The 19,393-nt window shown below is 51.2% G+C and carries 23 protein-coding genes and 2 pseudogenes; 8 read left to right on the top strand and 17 right to left on the bottom strand.

Annotated features, from left to right (window positions below):
* Positions 1-10: 10 nt before the first annotated feature.
* From fabG to OCY70_RS27430, 5 genes are read right to left on the bottom strand one after another with little or no spacing between them, the layout of a single operon-like run.
* Positions 11-769, bottom strand: a complete 759-nt coding sequence (gene fabG, locus OCY70_RS27450) for a 3-oxoacyl-[acyl-carrier-protein] reductase (protein WP_249724885.1) — start codon at positions 767-769, stop codon at positions 11-13.
* Positions 762-1,712, bottom strand: coding sequence for an ACP S-malonyltransferase (locus OCY70_RS27445; protein WP_213427692.1), 951 nt, complete (start codon positions 1,710-1,712; stop codon positions 762-764). Before OCY70_RS27445 ends, fabG begins: the two co-directional genes overlap by 8 nt.
* A complete protein-coding gene (locus OCY70_RS27440; protein WP_213427693.1) occupies positions 1,709-2,128 on the bottom strand; it encodes an acyl-CoA thioesterase in 420 nt (139 codons plus the stop codon). Before OCY70_RS27440 ends, OCY70_RS27445 begins: the two co-directional genes overlap by 4 nt.
* 5 nt (positions 2,129-2,133) lie before the next feature.
* Positions 2,134-3,285 carry an ABC transporter permease gene (locus OCY70_RS27435; protein ID WP_213427694.1) on the bottom strand — a complete coding sequence of 384 codons (1,152 nt, stop codon included), beginning with the start codon at positions 3,283-3,285 and terminating at the stop codon, positions 2,134-2,136.
* 14 nt (positions 3,286-3,299) lie between these two features.
* Positions 3,300-4,247, bottom strand: a complete 948-nt coding sequence (locus OCY70_RS27430) for an ABC transporter ATP-binding protein (RefSeq protein ID WP_213427695.1) — start codon at positions 4,245-4,247, stop codon at positions 3,300-3,302.
* 277 nt (positions 4,248-4,524) lie between these two features.
* Here OCY70_RS27430 and OCY70_RS27425 point away from each other — a divergent pair, with 277 nt between their 5' ends.
* On the top strand, positions 4,525-5,625 hold the full coding sequence (locus tag OCY70_RS27425) for a Fic family protein (RefSeq protein WP_249724887.1): 1,101 nt from the start codon (positions 4,525-4,527) through the stop codon (positions 5,623-5,625).
* A gap of 171 nt (positions 5,626-5,796) precedes the next feature.
* Here the strand turns inward: OCY70_RS27425 and OCY70_RS27420 are convergent, their stop codons facing one another.
* The gene (locus tag OCY70_RS27420) at positions 5,797-6,012 is read right to left on the bottom strand and encodes a hypothetical protein (RefSeq protein WP_213427696.1); all 216 of its coding nucleotides are present in this window, start codon (positions 6,010-6,012) and stop codon (positions 5,797-5,799) included.
* 171 nt (positions 6,013-6,183) lie between these two features.
* Here OCY70_RS27420 and OCY70_RS27415 point away from each other — a divergent pair.
* The 3 genes and pseudogenes from OCY70_RS27415 to OCY70_RS35885 form a co-directional block, all read left to right on the top strand.
* Positions 6,184-6,252, top strand: a pseudogene (locus OCY70_RS27415) (ATP-binding cassette domain-containing protein); the annotation flags it as partial.
* 82 nt (positions 6,253-6,334) lie between these two features.
* A pseudogene (locus OCY70_RS27410) lies at positions 6,335-6,895 on the top strand (tyrosine-protein phosphatase); the annotation flags it as partial.
* 101 nt (positions 6,896-6,996) lie between these two features.
* Complete coding sequence (locus tag OCY70_RS35885; protein WP_261949036.1) at positions 6,997-7,116, top strand: tyrosine-protein phosphatase; 120 nt, start codon at positions 6,997-6,999, stop codon at positions 7,114-7,116.
* A gap of 70 nt (positions 7,117-7,186) precedes the next feature.
* On the opposite strand, the gene OCY70_RS27405 is transcribed toward OCY70_RS35885, so the two are convergent.
* A complete protein-coding gene (locus OCY70_RS27405; RefSeq protein ID WP_213427697.1) occupies positions 7,187-7,867 on the bottom strand; it encodes a YdeI/OmpD-associated family protein in 681 nt (226 codons plus the stop codon).
* A gap of 147 nt (positions 7,868-8,014) precedes the next feature.
* On the opposite strand from OCY70_RS27405, the gene OCY70_RS27400 reads away from it, so the two are divergent.
* From OCY70_RS27400 to OCY70_RS27385, 4 genes are all read left to right on the top strand, one after another.
* Positions 8,015-8,419, top strand: coding sequence for a CHRD domain-containing protein (locus tag OCY70_RS27400; RefSeq protein ID WP_249724894.1), 405 nt, complete (start codon positions 8,015-8,017; stop codon positions 8,417-8,419).
* An 89-nt stretch (positions 8,420-8,508) separates the two neighbouring features.
* Positions 8,509-8,787, top strand: a complete 279-nt coding sequence (locus OCY70_RS27395; RefSeq protein ID WP_213427699.1) for a hypothetical protein — start codon at positions 8,509-8,511, stop codon at positions 8,785-8,787.
* A 269-nt stretch (positions 8,788-9,056) separates the two neighbouring features.
* Entirely contained in the window at positions 9,057-9,227 is a 171-nt protein-coding gene (locus tag OCY70_RS27390) for a hypothetical protein (RefSeq protein ID WP_213427700.1), read from the top strand.
* A 28-nt stretch (positions 9,228-9,255) separates the two neighbouring features.
* Positions 9,256-9,417, top strand: coding sequence for a DUF3885 domain-containing protein (locus tag OCY70_RS27385; RefSeq protein ID WP_249724889.1), 162 nt, complete (start codon positions 9,256-9,258; stop codon positions 9,415-9,417).
* Positions 9,418-9,454: 37 nt separating this feature from the next.
* On the opposite strand, the gene OCY70_RS27380 is transcribed toward OCY70_RS27385, so the two are convergent.
* From OCY70_RS27380 to deoC, 10 genes are all read right to left on the bottom strand, one after another.
* Positions 9,455-10,603, bottom strand: coding sequence for an ABC transporter permease (locus OCY70_RS27380; RefSeq protein WP_213427701.1), 1,149 nt, complete (start codon positions 10,601-10,603; stop codon positions 9,455-9,457).
* Between the two features lies 1 nt (position 10,604).
* Positions 10,605-11,729: an ABC transporter permease gene (locus tag OCY70_RS27375; RefSeq protein ID WP_213427702.1), complete on the bottom strand. Its 1,125-nt coding sequence runs from the start codon at positions 11,727-11,729 to the stop codon at positions 10,605-10,607.
* Positions 11,730-11,743: 14 nt separating this feature from the next.
* On the bottom strand, positions 11,744-12,685 hold the full coding sequence (locus tag OCY70_RS27370) for an ABC transporter ATP-binding protein (protein WP_213427703.1): 942 nt from the start codon (positions 12,683-12,685) through the stop codon (positions 11,744-11,746).
* Between the two features lie 126 nt (positions 12,686-12,811).
* A complete protein-coding gene (locus OCY70_RS27365) occupies positions 12,812-13,927 on the bottom strand; it encodes a sensor histidine kinase (protein ID WP_213427704.1) in 1,116 nt (371 codons plus the stop codon).
* A gap of 20 nt (positions 13,928-13,947) precedes the next feature.
* Positions 13,948-14,661 (bottom strand): response regulator transcription factor, encoded by a 714-nt coding sequence (locus OCY70_RS27360; RefSeq protein WP_213427705.1) that lies wholly within the window; start codon positions 14,659-14,661, stop codon positions 13,948-13,950.
* 151 nt (positions 14,662-14,812) lie between these two features.
* Positions 14,813-16,114, bottom strand: coding sequence for a pyrimidine-nucleoside phosphorylase (locus tag OCY70_RS27355; protein WP_213427706.1), 1,302 nt, complete (start codon positions 16,112-16,114; stop codon positions 14,813-14,815).
* An 83-nt stretch (positions 16,115-16,197) separates the two neighbouring features.
* Positions 16,198-16,905 carry a purine-nucleoside phosphorylase gene (gene deoD / locus OCY70_RS27350; RefSeq protein WP_213427707.1) on the bottom strand — a complete coding sequence of 236 codons (708 nt, stop codon included), beginning with the start codon at positions 16,903-16,905 and terminating at the stop codon, positions 16,198-16,200.
* Positions 16,906-16,983: 78 nt separating this feature from the next.
* Positions 16,984-18,174 carry a NupC/NupG family nucleoside CNT transporter gene (locus OCY70_RS27345; RefSeq protein ID WP_213427708.1) on the bottom strand — a complete coding sequence of 397 codons (1,191 nt, stop codon included), beginning with the start codon at positions 18,172-18,174 and terminating at the stop codon, positions 16,984-16,986.
* A gap of 80 nt (positions 18,175-18,254) precedes the next feature.
* Positions 18,255-18,656, bottom strand: coding sequence for a cytidine deaminase (locus OCY70_RS27340; RefSeq protein WP_213427709.1), 402 nt, complete (start codon positions 18,654-18,656; stop codon positions 18,255-18,257).
* Between the two features lie 58 nt (positions 18,657-18,714).
* Positions 18,715-19,380 carry a deoxyribose-phosphate aldolase gene (deoC, locus tag OCY70_RS27335; protein ID WP_261945229.1) on the bottom strand — a complete coding sequence of 222 codons (666 nt, stop codon included), beginning with the start codon at positions 19,378-19,380 and terminating at the stop codon, positions 18,715-18,717.
* Positions 19,381-19,393 lie beyond the last annotated feature (13 nt).

Below are 19,393 nucleotides of genomic sequence, written 5' to 3'. Positions count from 1 at the left end.
TTTCCTCGAATTAAGAATGAATGAGCCCGCCGTCGATCGTATATACTTTTCCCGTAATATAACTTGCATAATTGGAACATAAAAAGGTTGTTAAATGTGCTACTTCCTCAGGCTCCCCCATTCGTCCAAGCGGAACAAACTTGAGCATTTTCTGCAACACTTGCTGATTCATGCTTTTGGTCATATCCGTTTTAATGTATCCGGGTGCGACTGCATTGACGCGGATACCGTATTCTGCAGCTTCCAGCGCCAACGTTTTTGTTAAGGAAATCATGCCTCCTTTGGAAGCGGAATAATTGCTCTGTCCTTTTGCTCCCGCTATTCCGCTTGTGGAGGTGACGTTTACAATCACCCCGCTTCTTTGTCTCATCATTATTTTTAATGCCTGGCGGCAGGATAAGAATGTCCCCGTTAAATTTACATCCAGCACGCCGCTCCATTTTTCTTTGCTCATTATCGCGGCGAATCCGTCGTTGGTCACACCCGCATTATTTACCACAATATCTATTCTTTTTTCCTGAGCGTGAATCTGTTGGTATAAAGCCTGAATAGACAGTTGGTCGGCAAGATCGGCCTGGACAGCAATTCCCTTACCGCCTTCTTTCCCTATTTCTGCCGCCACTTCTTCGGCAGCATGCCGGTTGCTTTGATAGGTAAAATAGACAGTTAGCCCGTACCTGGCCAAATCTTTCGCAATGGCTTTCCCTATTCCCCTTGATCCTCCGATTACGAGCGCCACTTCATTCCCGTTAAACATTTCGTTAAACATCTGTGCATTCCCCCTGACCTTCCTTTTTCCATGATTCGGCCAATTTCTTTAGCTTCATGGGGGTTTCGGTCGAAGAAACGGATATATTCCGCTGGAATAACCAGCATAGCTTTGTTAACGTATTTCCCGGACCAACTTCGATAAAGTGTTCGCTTCCGGCATCCAGGAGGGAATTTATCGTTGTCTCCCATAGAATGGTTTCTGTACACTGAAGCTTTGTATCTTCCAAAATCGCCGCTGCATCCACCGTTTTTTCTGCCGAACAGTTAAGAATAATAGGAATACGGGCCTGATGCATCGAAAATGATTGTACATACTCCATGAACTCTGACACCATCTCGCTCATTAAGCGGGAATGGAATGCTTGACTGGTGGCCAGCATTTTTACTTTTACGCCGGGTAGCTGGGAGATGTCTTTCTGGAATTGTTCGACATTGGCACTGGCACCTGAAAATACAACCTGCGTCGGGGAATTATAAGCCCCGACGTCAATTTGATACGGTCTGGATTTATCAATAATTTCTGAGATCTTTTCGCTTGTATTGGTCACAACCCCGAGCATGGACCCCGGGATCTTCACTTGGCTCATAGCTTGTCCGCGTTTGCGAACAATGCGCAATGCGTCATTGAATTGCAATACTCCAGCCTCTACCAGAGCCGAGAATTGTCCGAAGCTGTGCCCCGCAACCACCGATGCGCGTATATTCATGGATGCCAAAACCCTGGATATCCCGGTACTCACGGTTAAAATAGCCGGCTGTGCTACACTTGTCTCGGTTAATTGTTCCATCGGGCCGTATAAACATATTTTTTTCAAATCAAATCCTAATGTATTGCTTGCCTCTTCAAATAACGGATTGAAAATCTCAGGAAACTTATCATAATAGCCTTTACACATGCCAACGGTTTGCGATCCCTGACCCGGGAAAATAAAAGCAATCATGAAACTCCCTCCTCGCAAAGTAATGAAACCATATCCAACAGTTTTTCCGGGAGCCGGTATAACATTTGGCCGTCCGCGGTTGTCAATACATGCTTGGAAAACCCTTCTGCCAAGAGGACACGGCCTTTTTTTCTAAACAGCTTATGATCAAATTCCAAATAAGCTTTGCTCTTCGTTCTCAAATAGGTCTCAACAATGACAATATCGTTAAATACGGCCCCTTTTCGGTATTTGCAGCCAATATCAATGACAGGAAAATAAAATCCATTCGTTTTTATATATTCTCCTATGGCTGAGTTCTGCAGGAGTTCAAACCTTCCCAGCTCAAACCAATGAAAGTAGTGGGAATGATGGGCGACTCCCATAAAATCACATTCCCCGAACCGAACTTTGATTTCAACTCTTACCGGATTCAACTGCTTCACCTGCTTTTGGCGGAAACCTGAAATTTCCGGATAGATATGGATAAGAACAAAATCCCCATGCCTATTAATACAGCGGCTGAACCTAGAACAGCCGAAAATCCTTTATTATAAATCAACAGGTCGTTAAAGCCTCCCATCGCCCAGGCCGTAATGGTAATGTGCGCCAACTTCTGCATCCATTCCGGTTCGATATATAACGGCCACCACGAGCCGCCCAAGGCAGACATCGATAACACAATTAAAATGGAAATCCCGTTAGCCTGCGATCTGGACTTGCAGATGGAAGCCAGCAGAATAGCTAAACTGGAAGACGCAAATGCCGTGCAAACGATTAATAGGGCTAATGCCGGAATGCTCTTTCCGAGCCACATGCCAAATACAAAATGGCCTACACTGAACAGCACGGCACATTGAACAATAGCCGTAATAAAACAAGATAACATCTTCCCTAAAATGATGGATAAGGAGTTTACGGGTAAAGTCAGAATTTTTCGTAACGTCCCATTCTCCCGTTCTTCTACGAAGGCACCCGCTGCTGATGCCGTTCCCAGAAGGACAAACATAACCGCATAACCCGGAACATTGGATTCAAATGGAGTGGGCTTATGTTCGCCTTCATCTGTTAATTCCTTAGACTCTACTTTCAGATTCCCCGGCGTTGCTGCAGCAGTTTGTTGCTGCGTTATCCCTTTTTCCAAATCGGCTATGATTTGAGTAACCGCATTGAAAACAATGCTTGGAATGATGCGGTCTACCTTGTCCTCGATAATGACAATTTTCGTCTCCATGCCCGAATAGGCATTTTGCGTAAAGTCTTTCGGAATGATGATTGCCGCTTTTTTGGTCTGAACTTCTTTTTTTGCCTCTTCTTCTGTATAAGGTTTATCTGCACCATCCGCTTTATAAGTTTCTTGAATGTCCAGTGCCGGTATCTTTTTTAATTCGGTAACGACTTTCTCTGCTAATTCACCCTGATCTTGGACAACGATCGGAATTTTGAATTTTTCTGTCTTGCTGTCAAACACATTCGATAAAGCAAAACTCGCAACAGCAATAACGATAATTGGAGTAATGAATAAATAGATTAGACCAGGGATATCTTTTAGCTGGATCAATAAATCTTTCTTGGCTATGTACCAAGATTTCATCTTATCTCCTCCTCTCAAACCCTCAGTGTTTTTCCGGTCAGATGCAAAAAGACATGTTCCAGATTGGAGTTTTTCACAAGTAAGGAATCAATTTGTACCTCTTCCTGCTGAGCAAGACCTATTACTTTTTGTGTCACCGCAAAACTGTCTGCACATTGGATCATGATTTTCTGATCCATCCGGGTAAAAGACTTGACCTCTTCAATCGATTCCACTTTCTCAATAAAGCTCCCGGAGATATCCTGCACGACAAACTCCACATCATTTTCACCATATTTTTTTATTAGATTTTTAGGAGCATCTAGATCTAAAATTTCTCCTTTATCATAGATGGCTACCCGGTCGCAGAGCATTTCCGCTTCTTCCATATAATGAGTCGTATAAATGACGGTAATACCCAGATCGTCTACAAGATGGCGAATACAGCTAAAAATATGATTTCTCGATTGGGGATCAATCCCGACTGTCGGTTCATCTAAAAAGACCACTTTGGGCTCATTTAACAAACCAATCACCAAGTTAATCCGTCTTTTCATTCCGCCGGAAAAAGAATCAATTCTCTTGTTTGCCCAGTCTTCCAATTGCGCGAACTGAAGCGCTTTAGTGATTTGGCTCTTTTTTCTGCTCCCTTTTAAGCCATACAAATCCGCGTAGAAGGATAGATTGTCATAGGCCGTTAAAGTAGGATACAAAGCTAAATCCTGAGGTACAACACTGACAACTTTTTTTATTTCCTGCCGCTCTTTAACCAAATTGCGCCCGCAAATTACTCCTTCCCCTTCATCAGGGAGCAGCAGTGTCGATAATATAGATATAAGGGTTGTTTTTCCTGCTCCATTCGGTCCTAATAACCCGATAACTTCTCCTTCATATATGTCTAAACTTAAATCTTTAATCACCTGGTAATCGCCGTACGACTTATTGATGCTTTTAATAGAAATGATAGGACTCTTGCGGTCCATATCCTTTCCTCCTTTCTAGTTCTGAAGCAGGACTCGATTGATGACAAATTCGCCTCAGATGCGTGAGGTATGGTCTTGATGCCTAGGCACACTCCTCTCCATGATGAGTTACACTGGCATTTCCATTTGAAAAACTTTACTTGGAAACTTCTTTATAAGCATTTTCTACCGTTATCATACACAATGGCAGAAAACAAGCCAAAAAAACGCAAAATTACACTTTTCTTCTTAAATTTCACGTATAAATCTTTTCTTTAATTCGTCGGGAGGTAAAAAAATGGTACAAAAAACGGAGTTATTGTATAATTGGATGGAAAATAAGGGTAGAACAATGTATTTTTTTGACGAAAAGTTCAAAAAATTATCACTCGATTTAGAAACGGTGAGCTTAATAGGAAGAATTAACTATTATAAAGGATGGCTGGAAGTATACGAAAAAGAATTTCCATGCATTTTGGAAAATCTGCATAAAGCAATAAAAGTTCAACAGGCGCAGGATTTTTTTTCTATGCATAAACACCTGAAAATAACCAGTAAACGCTTAAAAGAACTATTAATATATAACAAAGCGCCAAAAACTACGATAGAAAATGAAATATCGTGTTGCTATGATACATTAACCTTTATCCATAATAAATGTAAATACAGTTCTATCGACCCAAGTTTTATACTGGAAATTCACTTTCAACTATTCAAATATGCTTCATCGGATAGCGGAACATGGAGAAAGAATGAAAAAGTAATTCCCGATAATCTGGACCTAAAGTTACCTATTTATTGTTGTCATGAACCCGTAGCGTCTGCAAAAATACCAGCATACATGGAACAGCTTTGCCGGGAATATAATGAGTTAATAGAGGAGGGAGTGATTGATCCTTTAATATTAATTGCTCATTTTATTTTCCATTTTATTTGTATCTCCCCCTTTGAATACGGAAATGAAAGAATTGCGCGCCTGCTTCTTTATTTTTTACTCTTGAAAAGTAAACATTCCTTGGTGAAATACATTTCATTAGATAAATTAATAAAAAAATACGAAACCGATTACTTTGAATCGCTCACAAAATCTTCCGCCAACTGGAATTTTCAAGAGTACAATATAACCTTCATATTGCATTGTCTGTTGAGTATTATTTTAGAAGCCTATACACTGCTGGATGCCGACTATCAAATGAAAAAAAATAAAAGTGATAAAATTAAAGTTTATATTATGAAGCAGGAAGCCCCTTTTACAAAAGAAGATATACGAACCGTATTTGCCGATGTGTCGCAAAGTACGATTAACAAAGTGTTTGAATGTCTCCAGAAAGAAAACGCCATAAAACTCCTATCCCGGGGGCGCAATGCAAAATGGATAAAAAACACAACCATCTCATAATCGGACAGGAAACAACGCTCCGGACAACAAGAAGGCAAATGTTGGAGGGCCTTTCACCTCCGGGAAGTCGGAAGGCTCATTCCTCCTCGCGTTGCCGGAGCTTCTACAACAAAAAAACTGCCCTCCTTCGGCATCAAGGAAAGCAGTCATCAGGTTTTATGAACTTCCATGCTAGATTCTGCCCGAACGGAGAATACGCTCCCTGTTATACGTATCCGCTTCTTCAAAAATCGTCCGGATTCGCTCATAGTCCTCCGCAAGCAAGGCATCATAGACGGATTGATTGACCTTGTTCCCGGAATAGTGCGGTTCATGCGGCGTAATTTTATAATTGATGGTTGAATAGAGCACCAGCTTGCTTGCATGGGTTTCCAGAATTTTCAACATCGTGTTATTGTTCGTAACCGCGATAAAGCAGCTCCTTGAATAGGATGCCCAGATTTTTTTCAGTGAAACGGCCAAGCCCTCGTTTTGTCCCCGGATATATTCATATGCAGTCTGTATTAACGAAGTAGAAGTCATAAATTCCATAATCCCCCCGCTTTGTAATCTTTCGCCGAATTCATCGCCGTCATTGGCCCGAGCGGAGCCGGGAAATCGACGCTCCTTCGCTGCATTAACCGGCTCAGCGTGCTGGAGAATGTCCTTGTTCCATCAAACCAAAGAAGCCATGTAGGCTTACAACATAGGAAAAGAGGTGCCATCCCCTATGACGTTGCAACTTGCCGATCATCTCCGGCATCGCGTTCTTCCTTTTGAAGGGGTGTTCAATTTTCGCGATATGGGCGGTTATGAGGCCGCAGATGGGCGCAAGGTGAAATACGGTATCTTGTTCCGCTCGGCCGAGCTGACAGGGATGACGGAACAGGATCTGAGCTTGCTCCAATCGTTAGGAATTCGAACGATTTTTGACTATCGCGATGATGGAGAAGCCGCGCTGAAGCCGGATCCTGTAATCCCGGGGATCAACAACATTCGCGTCCCTGCCATGCGGCAAGAAGTTCCCGCCGACATGCGGGAGCTCATCCGGGGAAATTTCTTCAAAAAGCTGACCGCCGAATCGTTCGCGGCGATGTACGTGCAGATGGCCATCGACAATCCGTCCTTCCAGCGGCTGATGAGCATGATCATGAATCCAGACAATCTGGGGATTCTCCATCATTGCGCGGCCGGCCGGGACCGGACCGGGATCGGGGCGGCATTCATCCTGCTCGCTCTTGGCGTGCCCAGAGAAACGATTATCGAGGACTATCTGCTCTCGAATCAGACGCTCCATCCGATGAATGAAAACATGAAAGAACAGCTTGCCGAGGTCATGCCTCCGGAGGAAGCAGCCGAGGTCATCGCCAAGCTTAAGCTGCGCAGGGATTCATGGAGGCCGTGTTCTCCTCGATCGACGAGAACTACGGAAGCGCCGAATCGTTTCTGGAGCGCGAATTTGGCTTAACCGCAGAAAAGCGTGCCCAACTGCAAGCATATTGCTTGGAATAGCGGGGGATGAACTCAAACGAATTATCATCCCTTTTGTTAAGCGGAGGCGGCTGGTTTGCCGCCTCCGCTCTTATTTTTTGTCTCTTCTGTACAGATCGATCGATTTATAGCCCTCGGCCAGCACGATTTTCATTTCCGCGAGTCTTTTGTCCTGCGTTTCCTTTCTCTTGGCGCTGAACACATACCGCGCCCAGTCTTTCTGGTAGCCGGGTGTCAGTTGATTGTACCGCTCCCCTATTTCCTCGTCGCTCTGCAAATAGGCCTTGATATCTTCCACACGATCGATATAATCGTCCACGCGCTGGCTCGTTTTCGTTTTGGCTGAGCTCGCCGCCTTCTTCGGCTCGGATTTCAGCCCGATGACGGTAAACACGTCATTCATGCTCACCATGCGGGCGAACTTAATCGGGCTACCCTGCACATACCCATCCTCATCCATAGCGATGCTGGGGAAGAAGCTGTCCCGCTCAATATATTCCGCGTACTTCGGATTATTTTTCTTCGGATAGGCGAAGCACAGATACCCGCCCTCTTCGAGCAGCTGCTGTTCAATCACCTGATTCAACTGGCTCACGAACTCCTCCAAGTTGAAGATGAACGTAAAAATGAGACTGTACTTCTCTTTGACCGCCGACGTGTCGTACTCCAGTTCGTCGAAATCGGCGATATCGTCCGGCTTGCCCCAAATCAGCTTCGTCGGATATTTGCGGAGATTCAATTTTTCAATAATGGTTTTCTCGGAGTTGTTCACGGCTGTATCCCCCTCTACGATGCGAAAAGCATGTCTGTCGACTATTGTATCATTGTTGACTCCGAAATCATATTTCTGGGCAAACATACAAACCATTTGTGTCTTAAGGAATACGTTGTAAGAACGATAAGAAAGGGGCGAGGACTTATTAGAACATTCAGGGCAATCCTATCGGGGCGAAATGAAGTGCCTCCTGTAAGAACGATAGCTTCAGGAAATGCGGTGTTTCAGCTGAGCAGAAATCGCACTCAGTTGAGATTCCGGCTTGTGATCAGAAATATTAACCGGGTAACCCAGGCCCATATTCATCTTGGCAGAAGAGGGCAGAACGGTCCCATCGTAGCCTTCCTGTTCGGTCCGTCCAAATTCGGCATCTCCGTTAGACGAGGAGTCATCCGCGGTGTCCTGACGAGCCGAGATCTAATCGGACCTCTGAAAGGCAAAACGATCCGCGATCTAATTCGTGAGATCGAAAGAGGGAACGCCTATGTCAACGTCCACACCATACAATTTCCAGACGGAGAAATTCGCGGTCAAATCACCCGCGAATAAATGCAGTAAGCAAGCCTATGTCGCTGACATGGGCTTTTTTCATGTCTAAGGTCGGAATAATGTTCAAGCCGAGGGGAGGGGCCAGTGTTTTGATTCGTCAATTGCTTTGCCTTTTGCAGATGCAATTCCGCGTGTTCCTGCCACCGTATGATGTTTTCGATTACGGGCTTGTAGCCGGCTGGAGCGGCATCTCTCATGACAAGCAGACCGGAACGCACTTCGCGATCCAGCCGCTCTGCGTTTTGGATGCAGGCAACCAGGGTTTCGACAAGGGACGGCGCGCTCTCTCCGTTCAGCAATCTTTGAGCCGATCCGGTTGCCGTCACCCGATGATAAGACGCGGGGACAAGACTGGCATGCATTTCTGAATTTCCTTCTAAATCTTGCGTGTCGGGTATATGAAACAACTGCGTGCTTATGGAACAGACCATCTGTTCGCCATATAGACTGTTATATAATTCGGTTACTACAGACTGCCACATCTCATTTTGTCTCAATTCTAACACCTTCCCGGCAATTGATAGGCGGATATCCAGTTATATCGTATGCCGGTTATTATGACTTGCTACCGCTTTGCGGCTTTCTCCTTTTATAATGGAGGGAAGGCTTGACCAATATCCGTCTTTGGAGGACAAACGTGAGCGCTTTGTTGAATGACTTTATGGAAGAGCATTTCGGGAACATGACGTTGGCACCGCCGCAGATCAAAGAAAGAAGCATTGGAATTTTTGAGCGCGTATCCCAAATATGTAAAGAACAAAAAGCGGATTCGAACGTTGCGGCATCAAGTGCTGCCCAATCTTTTTGAGAGGATGGCGAGGGGGAAGAGGGGAACAATGAGGTCACTCACCGCCTTGTGCTCCTCTGCCGCAAGAATGACCTGCGCTGCCGCAGAGCCGCTGCGGCCGCTCTATGAAGAGTTCAACGATTGGATATTGGAATATGACCGGGAAAAAATAGAGGGGCTTTTCCGCCCCTCTTGCGATGTTATGATGTGAACGCTGCGATGGTCTGTCCCGCCCCCTGGCTTCCGGCTTACACGAACTGCCGGATGTCGTTGTTGCGGCCGAAGCGGAAGATCGCGATGAGCGCGAAGACCGCGGCGAAGGCAATCAGAATCGCCATATTCAGAGCCAAGCTGCCGAGCGGAACGCCTTGCTGCAGCTTATTGATCATGTCCAAGAGCCAATGCTGCGGCATGAAGTGCGAGATTTTGCGCATCGTGTCCGGCATGATATCCATCGGGAAGAAGCAGCCAGCGAGCAGGCATGACGGCGTAATGATCAGATTTTGCAGGGCGCCTGCGCCCGCGCTGCTCTTAGAGAACGCGACGATCAAGAGCGAGAGACTGATGGCCGCCAAGGCGAACAGGAACAGTGTTGCGATCATCGTGCCGTATGGGATGCCTGAGTCAATACGGAGAATCTTCTTCATCACGATCAGCGTTACCGTAATCTGCAGCAGCATAATGACGACATTGACGGCCACGTTCGAGATCACGTACGTCCTCGCCGAGACGGGCCCGGAGAGCAGCCGCAGGAATGTGCGGTTCTCTTTCTCCTTCAAAATCATCTCCGACATGCTGACCGCGGAGTACATCATGAACGCGACGAGGAAGCCAATCGATTGATACGTCATGGACTTCAGGTTCGACGTATCCTCCAGCGTCTCGGCCGTCACCTTGAACCGCTGCTGGCTGTATGCGGCATAGATGGCGTCGAACCGGGCGTGATCGCCTCCCGCACTGCGGCCAATCGCGGCCACGTTGCCGATATAGCTCTGAAGCATCGCCTTGACGTAGGCGGTGACCTGCGCCCCCTTCACGGAGATAATGTCCAGATGTTCCGGTTGTCCGGCCCGCACGCTTGCGGCGAACCCTTCGCCGAACACGATGCCGCTGTCCAGCTTGCCTGCCGCGATATCGCGCTTCATCGCCGCTTCATCCATGAGCGTGACCTTGATCTGATTCAAGCCTTCCAGGAAGCGGATGGCATCCAGCGTAATCGCCTGATTGCCGTCCAGGTTCAGCATGCCGACGCGGAGCGTCCCGCTGCTATTGTTCGCGTACAGCATCATGGACACCAGCACGCCCACGACGGGCAGGCCGAAGTAGACGAGCCAGTTCTTTTTGTTGCGGAACGTCTCGGTCATTGTTTTGCGGATAAGCCATATCACTTCGCTCATATTATAACGCCTCCCGTCTGCGCATAGAGATGACCGCGATGAAGAGTAAGAGTGCCGCGATGCCGGTATTTAAGCCGATAGCCGGCCACCCTGCGGCCGCATTGCCGGCATAGATGATCTCCGTCAGGGCCGTATTGGCCCAACGCAGCGGCGAGAGATTGGTGAGCCAGGTCATGAAGCCCTCCGTCTCGCCGATCGGAAAATACGCCCCGCCGAGAAACGAAGCCACCTGCGTAAACATCATGACGATGCCTTGAGAGCCCTCGCCCTGAAACAGGAAGCTGACCGCGAGTCCCAAGCTGACCGCGAGCAGCACCTCCGTCAGCAGCACGAGAAAGATCATGCCGTAATGCATGCCCCAATCCGCGTGGAAGGCGAATTTGCTGAACAAGACGACCAGCAGGACGCACAGCAGATTGATGAACGTGCTCCCGATGACTTTTCCGATGAATATCTCGCCTTTGCCGATAGGAGCCGCCGCTAAGCGGATCGACGTATGGCGGATGCGCTCGCCGCGGAACAGATAACCGGCCGAGAAGACCGAGTAGAGCGCGATCATCGTCGTCATCGCGATGGCGTAATAGCCGAAGGAGTCCGGGCGCTTATCCGGATTCAGCGCAGTGTCGCGGATGAAATCGCCGCTCTCCCCGGCCCCGTCGACGATCGCCCGGGCTGCCGCCGGATCGGTATGGAAAGCCGCCGCCATCAGCGAGTAGCGTTCAGCGAGCGCGGTCAGCATGCCCTGTATCATGTTGCTCTCGATCGTGTTCTTGCTGCTTCCATAGAACTGGATGCCGCCGCCGTCAAGCTCCGCATAAGCGGTAAATCGGTTCGTGCGGACCTCCTCCTGGCCGTTCATGCCGGCGGTGGCCTGCACGACTTCGACGCCTTCCTGCTCGATCGCCTGCACGAACTGGCTCCAGGCTGCCGTTCCTTGCGAATCCGTCCATTCATTGCGGACGAGCAGCCGCAGACCGTCGATCTCTGCGCCGTCCGTGAACGCGTTCGTGAGCGCGGCCCCAAGAATCAGCATCAATACGATCGGCAGGGCGAGCATAAACACAAAGGTTCGGGTATTGCGGATATTGGATTTGATTTCTTTGAGCGCAATATTCCAAATGTTCATGGCGAGGTTCCCCCTTAGTCCCGCAAATTCCGGCCGGTTAAGGTCAGGAACACCGTCTCCAGATTTGGCGCTTGCTCTTCGACCGAACGGATTTCCACCTGATCCTTGATCAACTGCTGGATAATCCGGTTCAGATTGTTGATTTCCGCTTTGGATATAATCTTGAGCATCTGCTCCTCAAGCCGCACCGAGGTGACACCCTGGATCTGCCGGATTGCATCCACTTCGAGCGCGGGGTCCGATGATTTGATGCCGATCCAGATCTCCTTCGATTCGGTAATCGTCGCGGTCAATTGCTCCTTTGTCCCTTCCGCGATAATTTTGCCGTGATCGACGATCGCGATGCGGGTGCAGATTTCTTCGACTTCTTCCATGTAATGGCTTGTGTAGATGATGGTGCAGCCCATCTCGTTCAGCTTGCGCACCGAGCCCAATATATAATTGCGGGAATGCGGGTCGATCCCGACCGTCGGTTCATCCATAATGATCAGCTTCGGCCGGTGAGCGATGGCGCAGGCGATGTTCAGCCGGCGCTTCATGCCGCCCGAGAAGTTTTTGGGGAAGCTGGCATGCTTGTCGCCCAAGCCTACGAATTCCAGCGCTTCTTCGGTGCGCTTCTTAAGCAATTCCCCTCTCAGGCCGTACAGGCCGGCAAAAAAATGAACATTCTCATAGGCCGTCATATCCTCGTAAATCGCGAGGTCCTGCGGCACGATGCCGATGTTCATTTTGGCGAAGCGGTTATGCTTCGCGATGTTTTTGCCGAGCAGGCTGATCTCCCCCTTGGTGCTCCGCAGCAGGGACGCGATCATATTGATCGTCGTGCTCTTGCCCGCGCCGTTGGCGCCCAGGAAGCCGAAGATCTCCCCTTCGCGCACGTTCAGCGATATATTGTCGACGGCGATAAAATCACCGAATTTTTTGGTCAAATTGCGGATTTCCAGTACGTTGCTCATCCGGCTCACTCCCTCCATGGTTCTGTCCGTATTGTAATAAAAAAGGATGCGCTTATGTCAGTGCATAAGTTCATCCTCTGTCCATGAGAATATTCACGTTGTTCGGCATGAGAATGTTCACCGGCCTCATCGGCCTCCGCAAGGCAGAAGGGTCGTTACGGTAAAGCCATTCGTCCCGTCGACGATCACCGTGCCGCCCGCGGAAGCGGCCCGCTCCTCCATGCCTACAATCCCAAGTCCTTTCACGACCTTCGCCGCCCCGACGCCGTTGTCCGAGACGACTGCCTTAATGAATTTGTTCAGCACCCGAACTTCAACATGGATGGCGGTGGCCTGCGCATACTTGAGCGAATTCGTGACCGCCTCGGTCGCATTCTGCTGAATGATCTTCCACTGCAGAGGCGCGATGGCGTCGATATCCCCGTCGTAGGCCAGCGTCGCGGCCACCCCTTCCCGGGCCGCCAGCTCGTCGACGAACAGGCGGAGCCGGTTGATCCCCATCTCCTCCGGCCGCGGCTTCATGTCCTTGAGCGTCAAGCGGATGCGCTCCAGCCCGTCCTTGGAGATCGAGATAGCATTGCCCAACAGCTCGGACGCCTTGTCCCGGTCGGCGGCAAGCAGCCGCCGGGCCGCCTCCATCTGGATGAGCGCCCCTGCCATGGCATGGCCGACGTCGTCATGAATCTGCTGGGAGAGACGGTTCCGCTCCTCCAGCTTGATCGTATATTCGGATTGGCGGATATATTCGTTGTTCTCGCTCAAGGTACGGGCCAGCCGCTGCAGATCTGCCCGCATCTTTTCCCGCTCGCTCTCCAGCCTGGCCAGCCTGCCGCTGAGCCCGCTGCCGCAGGCGTACAGCAAGTAGCTGAGCAGAGCGCTGAGCAAGTACAGCGGAATCAGATCGGGAGGAATGAAAAGCAGCGGCGGCAGCATGCACACGAAGGCGAGCAGCCTCCGATCCGAGCAGGAAGAGACGAATTCGTACACATTGACCGGAAGCAGCAGCAGGAACAACGGGTCCAGCCGGATCGCGCATACGATGACGAAGGCGGCGGAGCAGGCGATCAGGAGTTGCTTGAGCCGGATGTTTTTGAAAATGGGGACCGCGATATTCACGGCGAGATACAGCAAGTAGGAGAGAATATGCCACGGGCTCGCCGCGGAAGCGAAATTCATCAGAAATGAGGCCATCACAAGATAGCCGAGCACCACCGCTTTATTGCCGATCGTCCATAATTCCATAGGCGATAATCTCCTAACTCCTATTCATCCGACGTTCTCGCTTCGCCCGTCAAATAATAGATCGCAATCTGCGTGCGATGCTCGAGTCCCGTTTTGTTCAAGATCGAGGTGATGTAATTGGCGACGGTTCCTTCGGAAATGAACAGCTTCTTGGCGATTTCTTTGTTGGATAAGCCGCGGGCGATATGGTCCATCACGCCCAGCTCCCGTTCCGTGAACGGGCTGCGGTCGATTTTGCATCCGCCCGGATCGGCTGCTGGCGGCGATGTTGTCCCTCCCGAATCGGGCATGGCCGCGTCCGGGGAAGAAGGATGGTATGCGGCAAGGTTCGCTTTGATCTTGTCCAGCACGACATCCTGCAAGACGTGATGGTCGTTGCAGACGCTCTTGATGGCGTCGCGAATCCGTTCGGGATCATTGTTCTTGAGCAGATATCCGCGCGCTCCCGCCCGGATGGCTTCCAGCACGAACTCATCGTCGTCGAACGTCGTCAGAATGAGCGGCTTGACCTTGGTCTGCTCCGTCAACAGGCGGGCCGCCTCGACGCCGTTCATATTCGGCATCCGCACATCCAGCAGCGCGACGTCCACGTCGTGGCCCTTGCAAAATGCGACCGCCTCGGCCCCGTCCTCGACCGTGCCGGCCACTTCGAATTCCTCGAAGCTGGATAATATGATTTTCATGCCTTCCCGTATAAACGAATTATCGTCTGCGATCAGCACTTTGATAGTCAACTTCGGTCTTCCTCCTGCCGCGCGATCTTCATTTCTGTAGTATGACCGATAACCCCGCCGCTGCGCAAGTTTTTTTCAAGCGCTCTAATCACCCCCTATACGCCCGACAGCCCCCGTCTTAGAGCAAGACGAGGGCTGCATGATGATTGGCTTATTCCGTTACAATATCATGCACGAGCACCGGCGCTTCGGCATGGCCGCCAATGCGGATGTTCGCGTAAATCTTCTCGATAACATCGTCGACGTTCTCGCGATTGGCATGAATCGTGACCAGAGACTCGCCAGCCTGAACCCGGTCCCCGATCTTCTTGTTCAGCATCAGGCCGACCGCAAGATCGATCTCGGAATCCTTCGTCGCGCGTCCCGCGCCGAGCAGCATGGCCGCCGTTCCAATCTCGTCCGCGACGATCTCGGCGACGACGCCGTCCTGACGTGCCGGGACTTCGATCAGGTAGGACGCTTGCGGAAGCAGACTCGGGTCGTCCGCCACGGCTGGATTGCCGCCCTGATTCGCGATGAATTCCTTGAACTTCTCCAAGGCCTTGCCGTTGCGGATAACTTCCTTCAATTGCTCCTCCGCTTCTTCCAAGGATGCGGCCTTGCCCGCAAGATAGACCATCTGCCGGCCTAGCGCCAGGCACAGCTCCTCCAGATCGGCCGGCCCGTGCCCGCGCAGCGTGTCGATCGCTTCCTGCACTTCCAGGGAGTTGCCGATCGCGCGTCCCAGCGGCTGGCTCATGTCCGAAATTACGGCCATCGTCTTGCGGCCGACGTTGTTGCCGATGCTGACCATCGCGTGCGCCAGCTCCTTCGCATCCTCGGCCGTCTTCATGAAGGCGCCGGCCCCTGTCTTCACGTCAAGCACGATCGCATCGGAGCCTGCCGCGATCTTCTTGCTCATAATCGAGCTCGCGATCAGCGGAATCGAGTTCACCGTGCCGGTGACATCGCGCAGCGCATACAGCTTCTTGTCCGCCGGCGTCAGATTGCCCGTCTGTCCGATGACGGCAATCTTATGCGTATTGACCAGATTCACGAACTCGTCCGTATTAATCTCGACATGGAAGCCTTCGATCGATTCCAGCTTGTCGATCGTGCCGCCCGTATGGCCAAGCCCGCGCCCCGACATCTTCGCCACCGGAATATCCAATGCCGCGACGAGCGGCGCCAGCACGAGCGTCGTCGTATCCCCGACGCCCCCGGTCGAATGCTTATCCACCTTGATGCCTTCGATGGCCGACAGATCGATCGTGTCGCCGGAGTTCACCATTGCCATCGTCAGATCGGCCCGTTCCCGCTCCGACATATCCTGAAAATAAATGGCCATCGCCCAGGCGCTCATCTGATAATCAGGAATGTCCCCCTTCGTATATCCTTCGATGACGAAGTTGATCTCCTCCGTCGTCAGCTCCTTGCCATCCCGCTTCTTCGCAATCAAATCCACCATTCTCATCGTTGATGCTCCTCCCTGTCTCCCGTTGATTGATGCGCTGCCCCATCTGAGGCGGGCTGCTTGCTTGCCTGAAAACCCGGACTCTAGATCGAGATCGCCGTCTCCAGCGCGACCTCCATCATGTCATGGAAGGTCGTCTGGCGCTCGGCGGCCGTCGTTTCTTCCCCGGTCAGCAAATGATCGCTTACCGTCAAGATCGTCAACGCCTTGACGCCGTATTTGGCCGCAAGCGTGTACAGCGCCGTCGTTTCCATTTCGACTCCGAGCACGCCGTAATCCATCAGCTTCTTCACGACGGATTTGTCGCTCCGATAGAACATATCCGAGCTGAATACGTTGCCGACATGCAGCTTCAAGCCTTTGGCCATGCCCCGTTCATAGGCCGCTTGCAGCAAAGGAAAGCTGGCAATCGGCGAATAATCGTACCCGCTGAATTCGTGATGGTTCATGCTGGAATCGGTGCAGGATGCCTGGGCCAGAACGACGTCGCGCACATGCACATGCTCCTGCATCGCGCCGCAGGTGCCGACCCGGATTAAATGTTTGACGCCGTAATCCGCAATCAGTTCATTGACGTAGATGCTTGTCGTCGGAATGCCCATGCCCGTGCCTTGAACCGACACCCGCTTCCCGCGATAGGTGCCGGTGAAGCCGAGCATGCCCCGCACCTCGTTATAGCACACGATGTCCTCCATATACGTCTCCGCAATATGCTTCGCTCTTAGCGGATCGCCCGGAAGCAGTATCGTCTCTGCAATCTCGCCTTGCTTCGCTCCAATGTGAACGCTCATCCCGTTCCTCCTCCGTTAGCCATCGAGTCCGTTCCGCAGAGGAACTTCGGCCTCGCGATTCTTTTTTTCTGCGATTCCTTACAGGAACAGACCGGCAACCGTCGCCGACAGCACGCTGACCATCGTGGCGCCGTACAGCAAGCGGAGGCCGAAGCGGGCGACCGTATTGCCCTGCTTCTCATGCAGCCCCTTCACGGCCCCGGAAATAATGCCGATGGACGAAAAGTTCGCGAACGACACCAGGAAGACGGATACGATGCCAATCGTCCGTGCAGACATTGCGCCATCCGTCGTCATGGCGGACAAATCGAGCATCGCCACGAACTCATTCGCCACCATTTTCGTCGCCATGATGCTGCCCGCATCGACCGTCTCCGCCCAAGGCACGCCCATAAGGAAGGCGATCGGCGCGAAAATATAACCCAAAATCTGCTGGAACGTAATGCCGAACAATGTCCCGAACAGGCCGTTAATCAATGCAATCAGAGCGACGAAGCCGATCAGCATCGCGGCGACGGTAATCGCCACCCTGAAGCCGTCCATAATGTATTCGCCCAGCATCTCGAAGAAGGATTGCTTATGCTCGTCCTGAACTTCGAGAATATCCTCTTCCTTCGACACCGTATACGGATTCAGAATCGATGCGATAATGAACCCGCCGAACAGGTTCAGCACGAGCGCCGTGACGACATATTTCGGCTCGATCATCGTCATGTACGCCCCGACGATGGACATGGATACCGTCGACATGGCGGAAGCGCACAGCGTATACAGACGGCGCTCCGGCAGCATCCCGATTTGCTTCTTGACCGAAATAAACACTTCCGATTGCCCCAGAATCGCGGAAGCAACCGCGTTATACGATTCCAGCTTGCCCATCCCATTCACCTTGCTGAGCAGCAGGCCGATATATTTGATAATGAACGGTAAAATCTTCGTATATTGCAAAATGCCAATCAGCGCGGAAATAAACACAATCGGCAGCAGAACCATCAGGAAAAATTGCGTGCCCTGCCCTTCGTTCATGATTCCGCCGAACACAAAATTAACGCCTTCCGCGGCATAGGCCAGCAGCGCTTCGAACACGGAGGCAAATCCCCGAATCAGCTTCTCGCCCACCGTCGTGTTCAACAAGACGAACGCCAGGACGATCTGCAACACAATCATTTGCGCCAGCGGCCGATAGCGGATGCGGCCCCGGTCCTTGCTCGCCATGTAGGTCAGTCCGAATACGGCCAGCAATCCGGCAATAGCAATCACATATTTCATCTCAAGTTCCTCCCAAGCTCAAGCATGCAAAACAAATCCGGATTTCTGTTACCGCTTACAAATGGCCCAGGACAGGAAATCTATTGGCTGTCCTGTTCCATGTCTTCTGCGGAAAAAGCGCCCGGCAGCAAACGGGAAATCGTCCACTCCTCGGTATGGCCATGAAGATTCGACAAAAAGATTCTCGTGCCGCTGCCGCAAAATTCAGCCAGCACCTGACGGCACGCGCCGCATGGGGCAACCGGACCTTCGGTATCCGCGACGACGGCAATGGCTTCGATTTTCTTCTCGCCCTCGGACACCGCCTTGAACACGGCGGTTCGCTCCGCGCAGTTCGTTAAGCCATAGGACGCATTTTCCACGTTGCACCCGCGAAATATTTTTCCCCCGGCGAGCACGGCGGCCCCGACCTGAAACCGGGAATACGGCGCATAAGCCTGCTTGCGCGCTTCCAGTGCCTCTTGAATCAATTGCTCCTTCATGATCTGCTCCTCCTTCATCGGCGCTTCTCCGCCAACGTATGCTCTCTTCTACAGCAATTTAGTATGAAGATGACGACTCCATGCCATTCATAATGCTTACTCCGGAACTCGCTCCGATTCGCGTAGCTCCCGCTTCAATCATAGTGTTGACATCTTCCAGGCTGCGTACTCCACCGGATGCTTTCACGCCCGCTCGCTCTCCGACCGTTCGGCGCATGAGCGCCACGTCTTCCCGCGTAGCTCCGCCCGTAGAGAAGCCGGTCGAAGTCTTCACGAAGTCCGCGCCGGCCTTCACCGCCAGCTCGCATGCGCGAATCTTCTCTTCCTCCGTAAGCAGGCATGTCTCAATAATGACCTTGACAAGCGCCTTCCCGGAAGCGGCTGCCACGACGCCCGCGATGTCACGCTCGACAAAGTCATCGTTCCCGGCCTTCAATTGCCCGACATTGATGACCATATCGACCTCAGTCGCCCCGTTCGCAATCGCGTCCGCCGTCTCGTAGGCTTTGACGGCCGTTGTCGAAGCGCCAAGCGGGAATCCGATGACCGTGCACACCTTGACCGGGGTGCCGGAAAGCTGCTCCGCGCAGTACGCCACCCATGCGGGATTGACGCATACCGAGGCAAATTGGTATCGTTTCGCTTCTTCTGTCAGCTTCGTAATCTCGTCTTTCACTGCGTCTGCCCGCAGCAGCGTGTGGTCAATCATGTGCGCAATGCTCATGCTGTACACCCCT

Origin of the sequence: Paenibacillus melissococcoides (assembly GCA_944800085.1) — a bacterium.
Lineage (GTDB): Bacteria > Bacillota > Bacilli > Paenibacillales > Paenibacillaceae > Paenibacillus_B > Paenibacillus_B melissococcoides.
Note: the sequence above shows the minus strand (reverse complement) of the source record. Positions and strands in the feature narration are given on the sequence as shown.

Excerpts from the sequence above, each read along its gene's own strand:
- fabG (WP_249724885.1), bottom strand. The coding sequence starts at position 769 with ATGTTTAACGAAATGTTTAACGGGAATGAAGTGGCGCTCGTAATCGGA.
- OCY70_RS27445 (WP_213427692.1), bottom strand. The coding sequence starts at position 1,712 with ATGATTGCTTTTATTTTCCCGGGTCAGGGATCGCAAACCGTTGGCATG.
- OCY70_RS27435 (WP_213427694.1), bottom strand. The coding sequence starts at position 3,285 with ATGAAATCTTGGTACATAGCCAAGAAAGATTTATTGATCCAGCTAAAA.
- OCY70_RS27430 (WP_213427695.1), bottom strand. The coding sequence starts at position 4,247 with ATGGACCGCAAGAGTCCTATCATTTCTATTAAAAGCATCAATAAGTCG.
- OCY70_RS27425 (WP_249724887.1), top strand. The coding sequence starts at position 4,525 with ATGGTACAAAAAACGGAGTTATTGTATAATTGGATGGAAAATAAGGGT.
- OCY70_RS27420 (WP_213427696.1), bottom strand. The coding sequence starts at position 6,012 with ATGTTGAAAATTCTGGAAACCCATGCAAGCAAGCTGGTGCTCTATTCA.
- OCY70_RS35885 (WP_261949036.1), top strand. The coding sequence starts at position 6,997 with ATGGAGGCCGTGTTCTCCTCGATCGACGAGAACTACGGAAGCGCCGAA.
- OCY70_RS27385 (WP_249724889.1), top strand. The coding sequence starts at position 9,256 with ATGAGGTCACTCACCGCCTTGTGCTCCTCTGCCGCAAGAATGACCTGC.
- OCY70_RS27380 (WP_213427701.1), bottom strand. The coding sequence starts at position 10,603 with ATGAGCGAAGTGATATGGCTTATCCGCAAAACAATGACCGAGACGTTC.
- OCY70_RS27375 (WP_213427702.1), bottom strand. The coding sequence starts at position 11,729 with ATGAACATTTGGAATATTGCGCTCAAAGAAATCAAATCCAATATCCGC.
- OCY70_RS27370 (WP_213427703.1), bottom strand. The coding sequence starts at position 12,685 with ATGAGCAACGTACTGGAAATCCGCAATTTGACCAAAAAATTCGGTGAT.
- OCY70_RS27365 (WP_213427704.1), bottom strand. The coding sequence starts at position 13,927 with ATGGAATTATGGACGATCGGCAATAAAGCGGTGGTGCTCGGCTATCTT.
- OCY70_RS27355 (WP_213427706.1), bottom strand. The coding sequence starts at position 16,114 with ATGAGAATGGTGGATTTGATTGCGAAGAAGCGGGATGGCAAGGAGCTG.
- deoD (WP_213427707.1), bottom strand. The coding sequence starts at position 16,905 with ATGAGCGTTCACATTGGAGCGAAGCAAGGCGAGATTGCAGAGACGATA.
- OCY70_RS27345 (WP_213427708.1), bottom strand. The coding sequence starts at position 18,174 with ATGAAATATGTGATTGCTATTGCCGGATTGCTGGCCGTATTCGGACTG.
- OCY70_RS27340 (WP_213427709.1), bottom strand. The coding sequence starts at position 18,656 with ATGAAGGAGCAATTGATTCAAGAGGCACTGGAAGCGCGCAAGCAGGCT.
- deoC (WP_261945229.1), bottom strand. The coding sequence starts at position 19,380 with ATGAGCATTGCGCACATGATTGACCACACGCTGCTGCGGGCAGACGCA.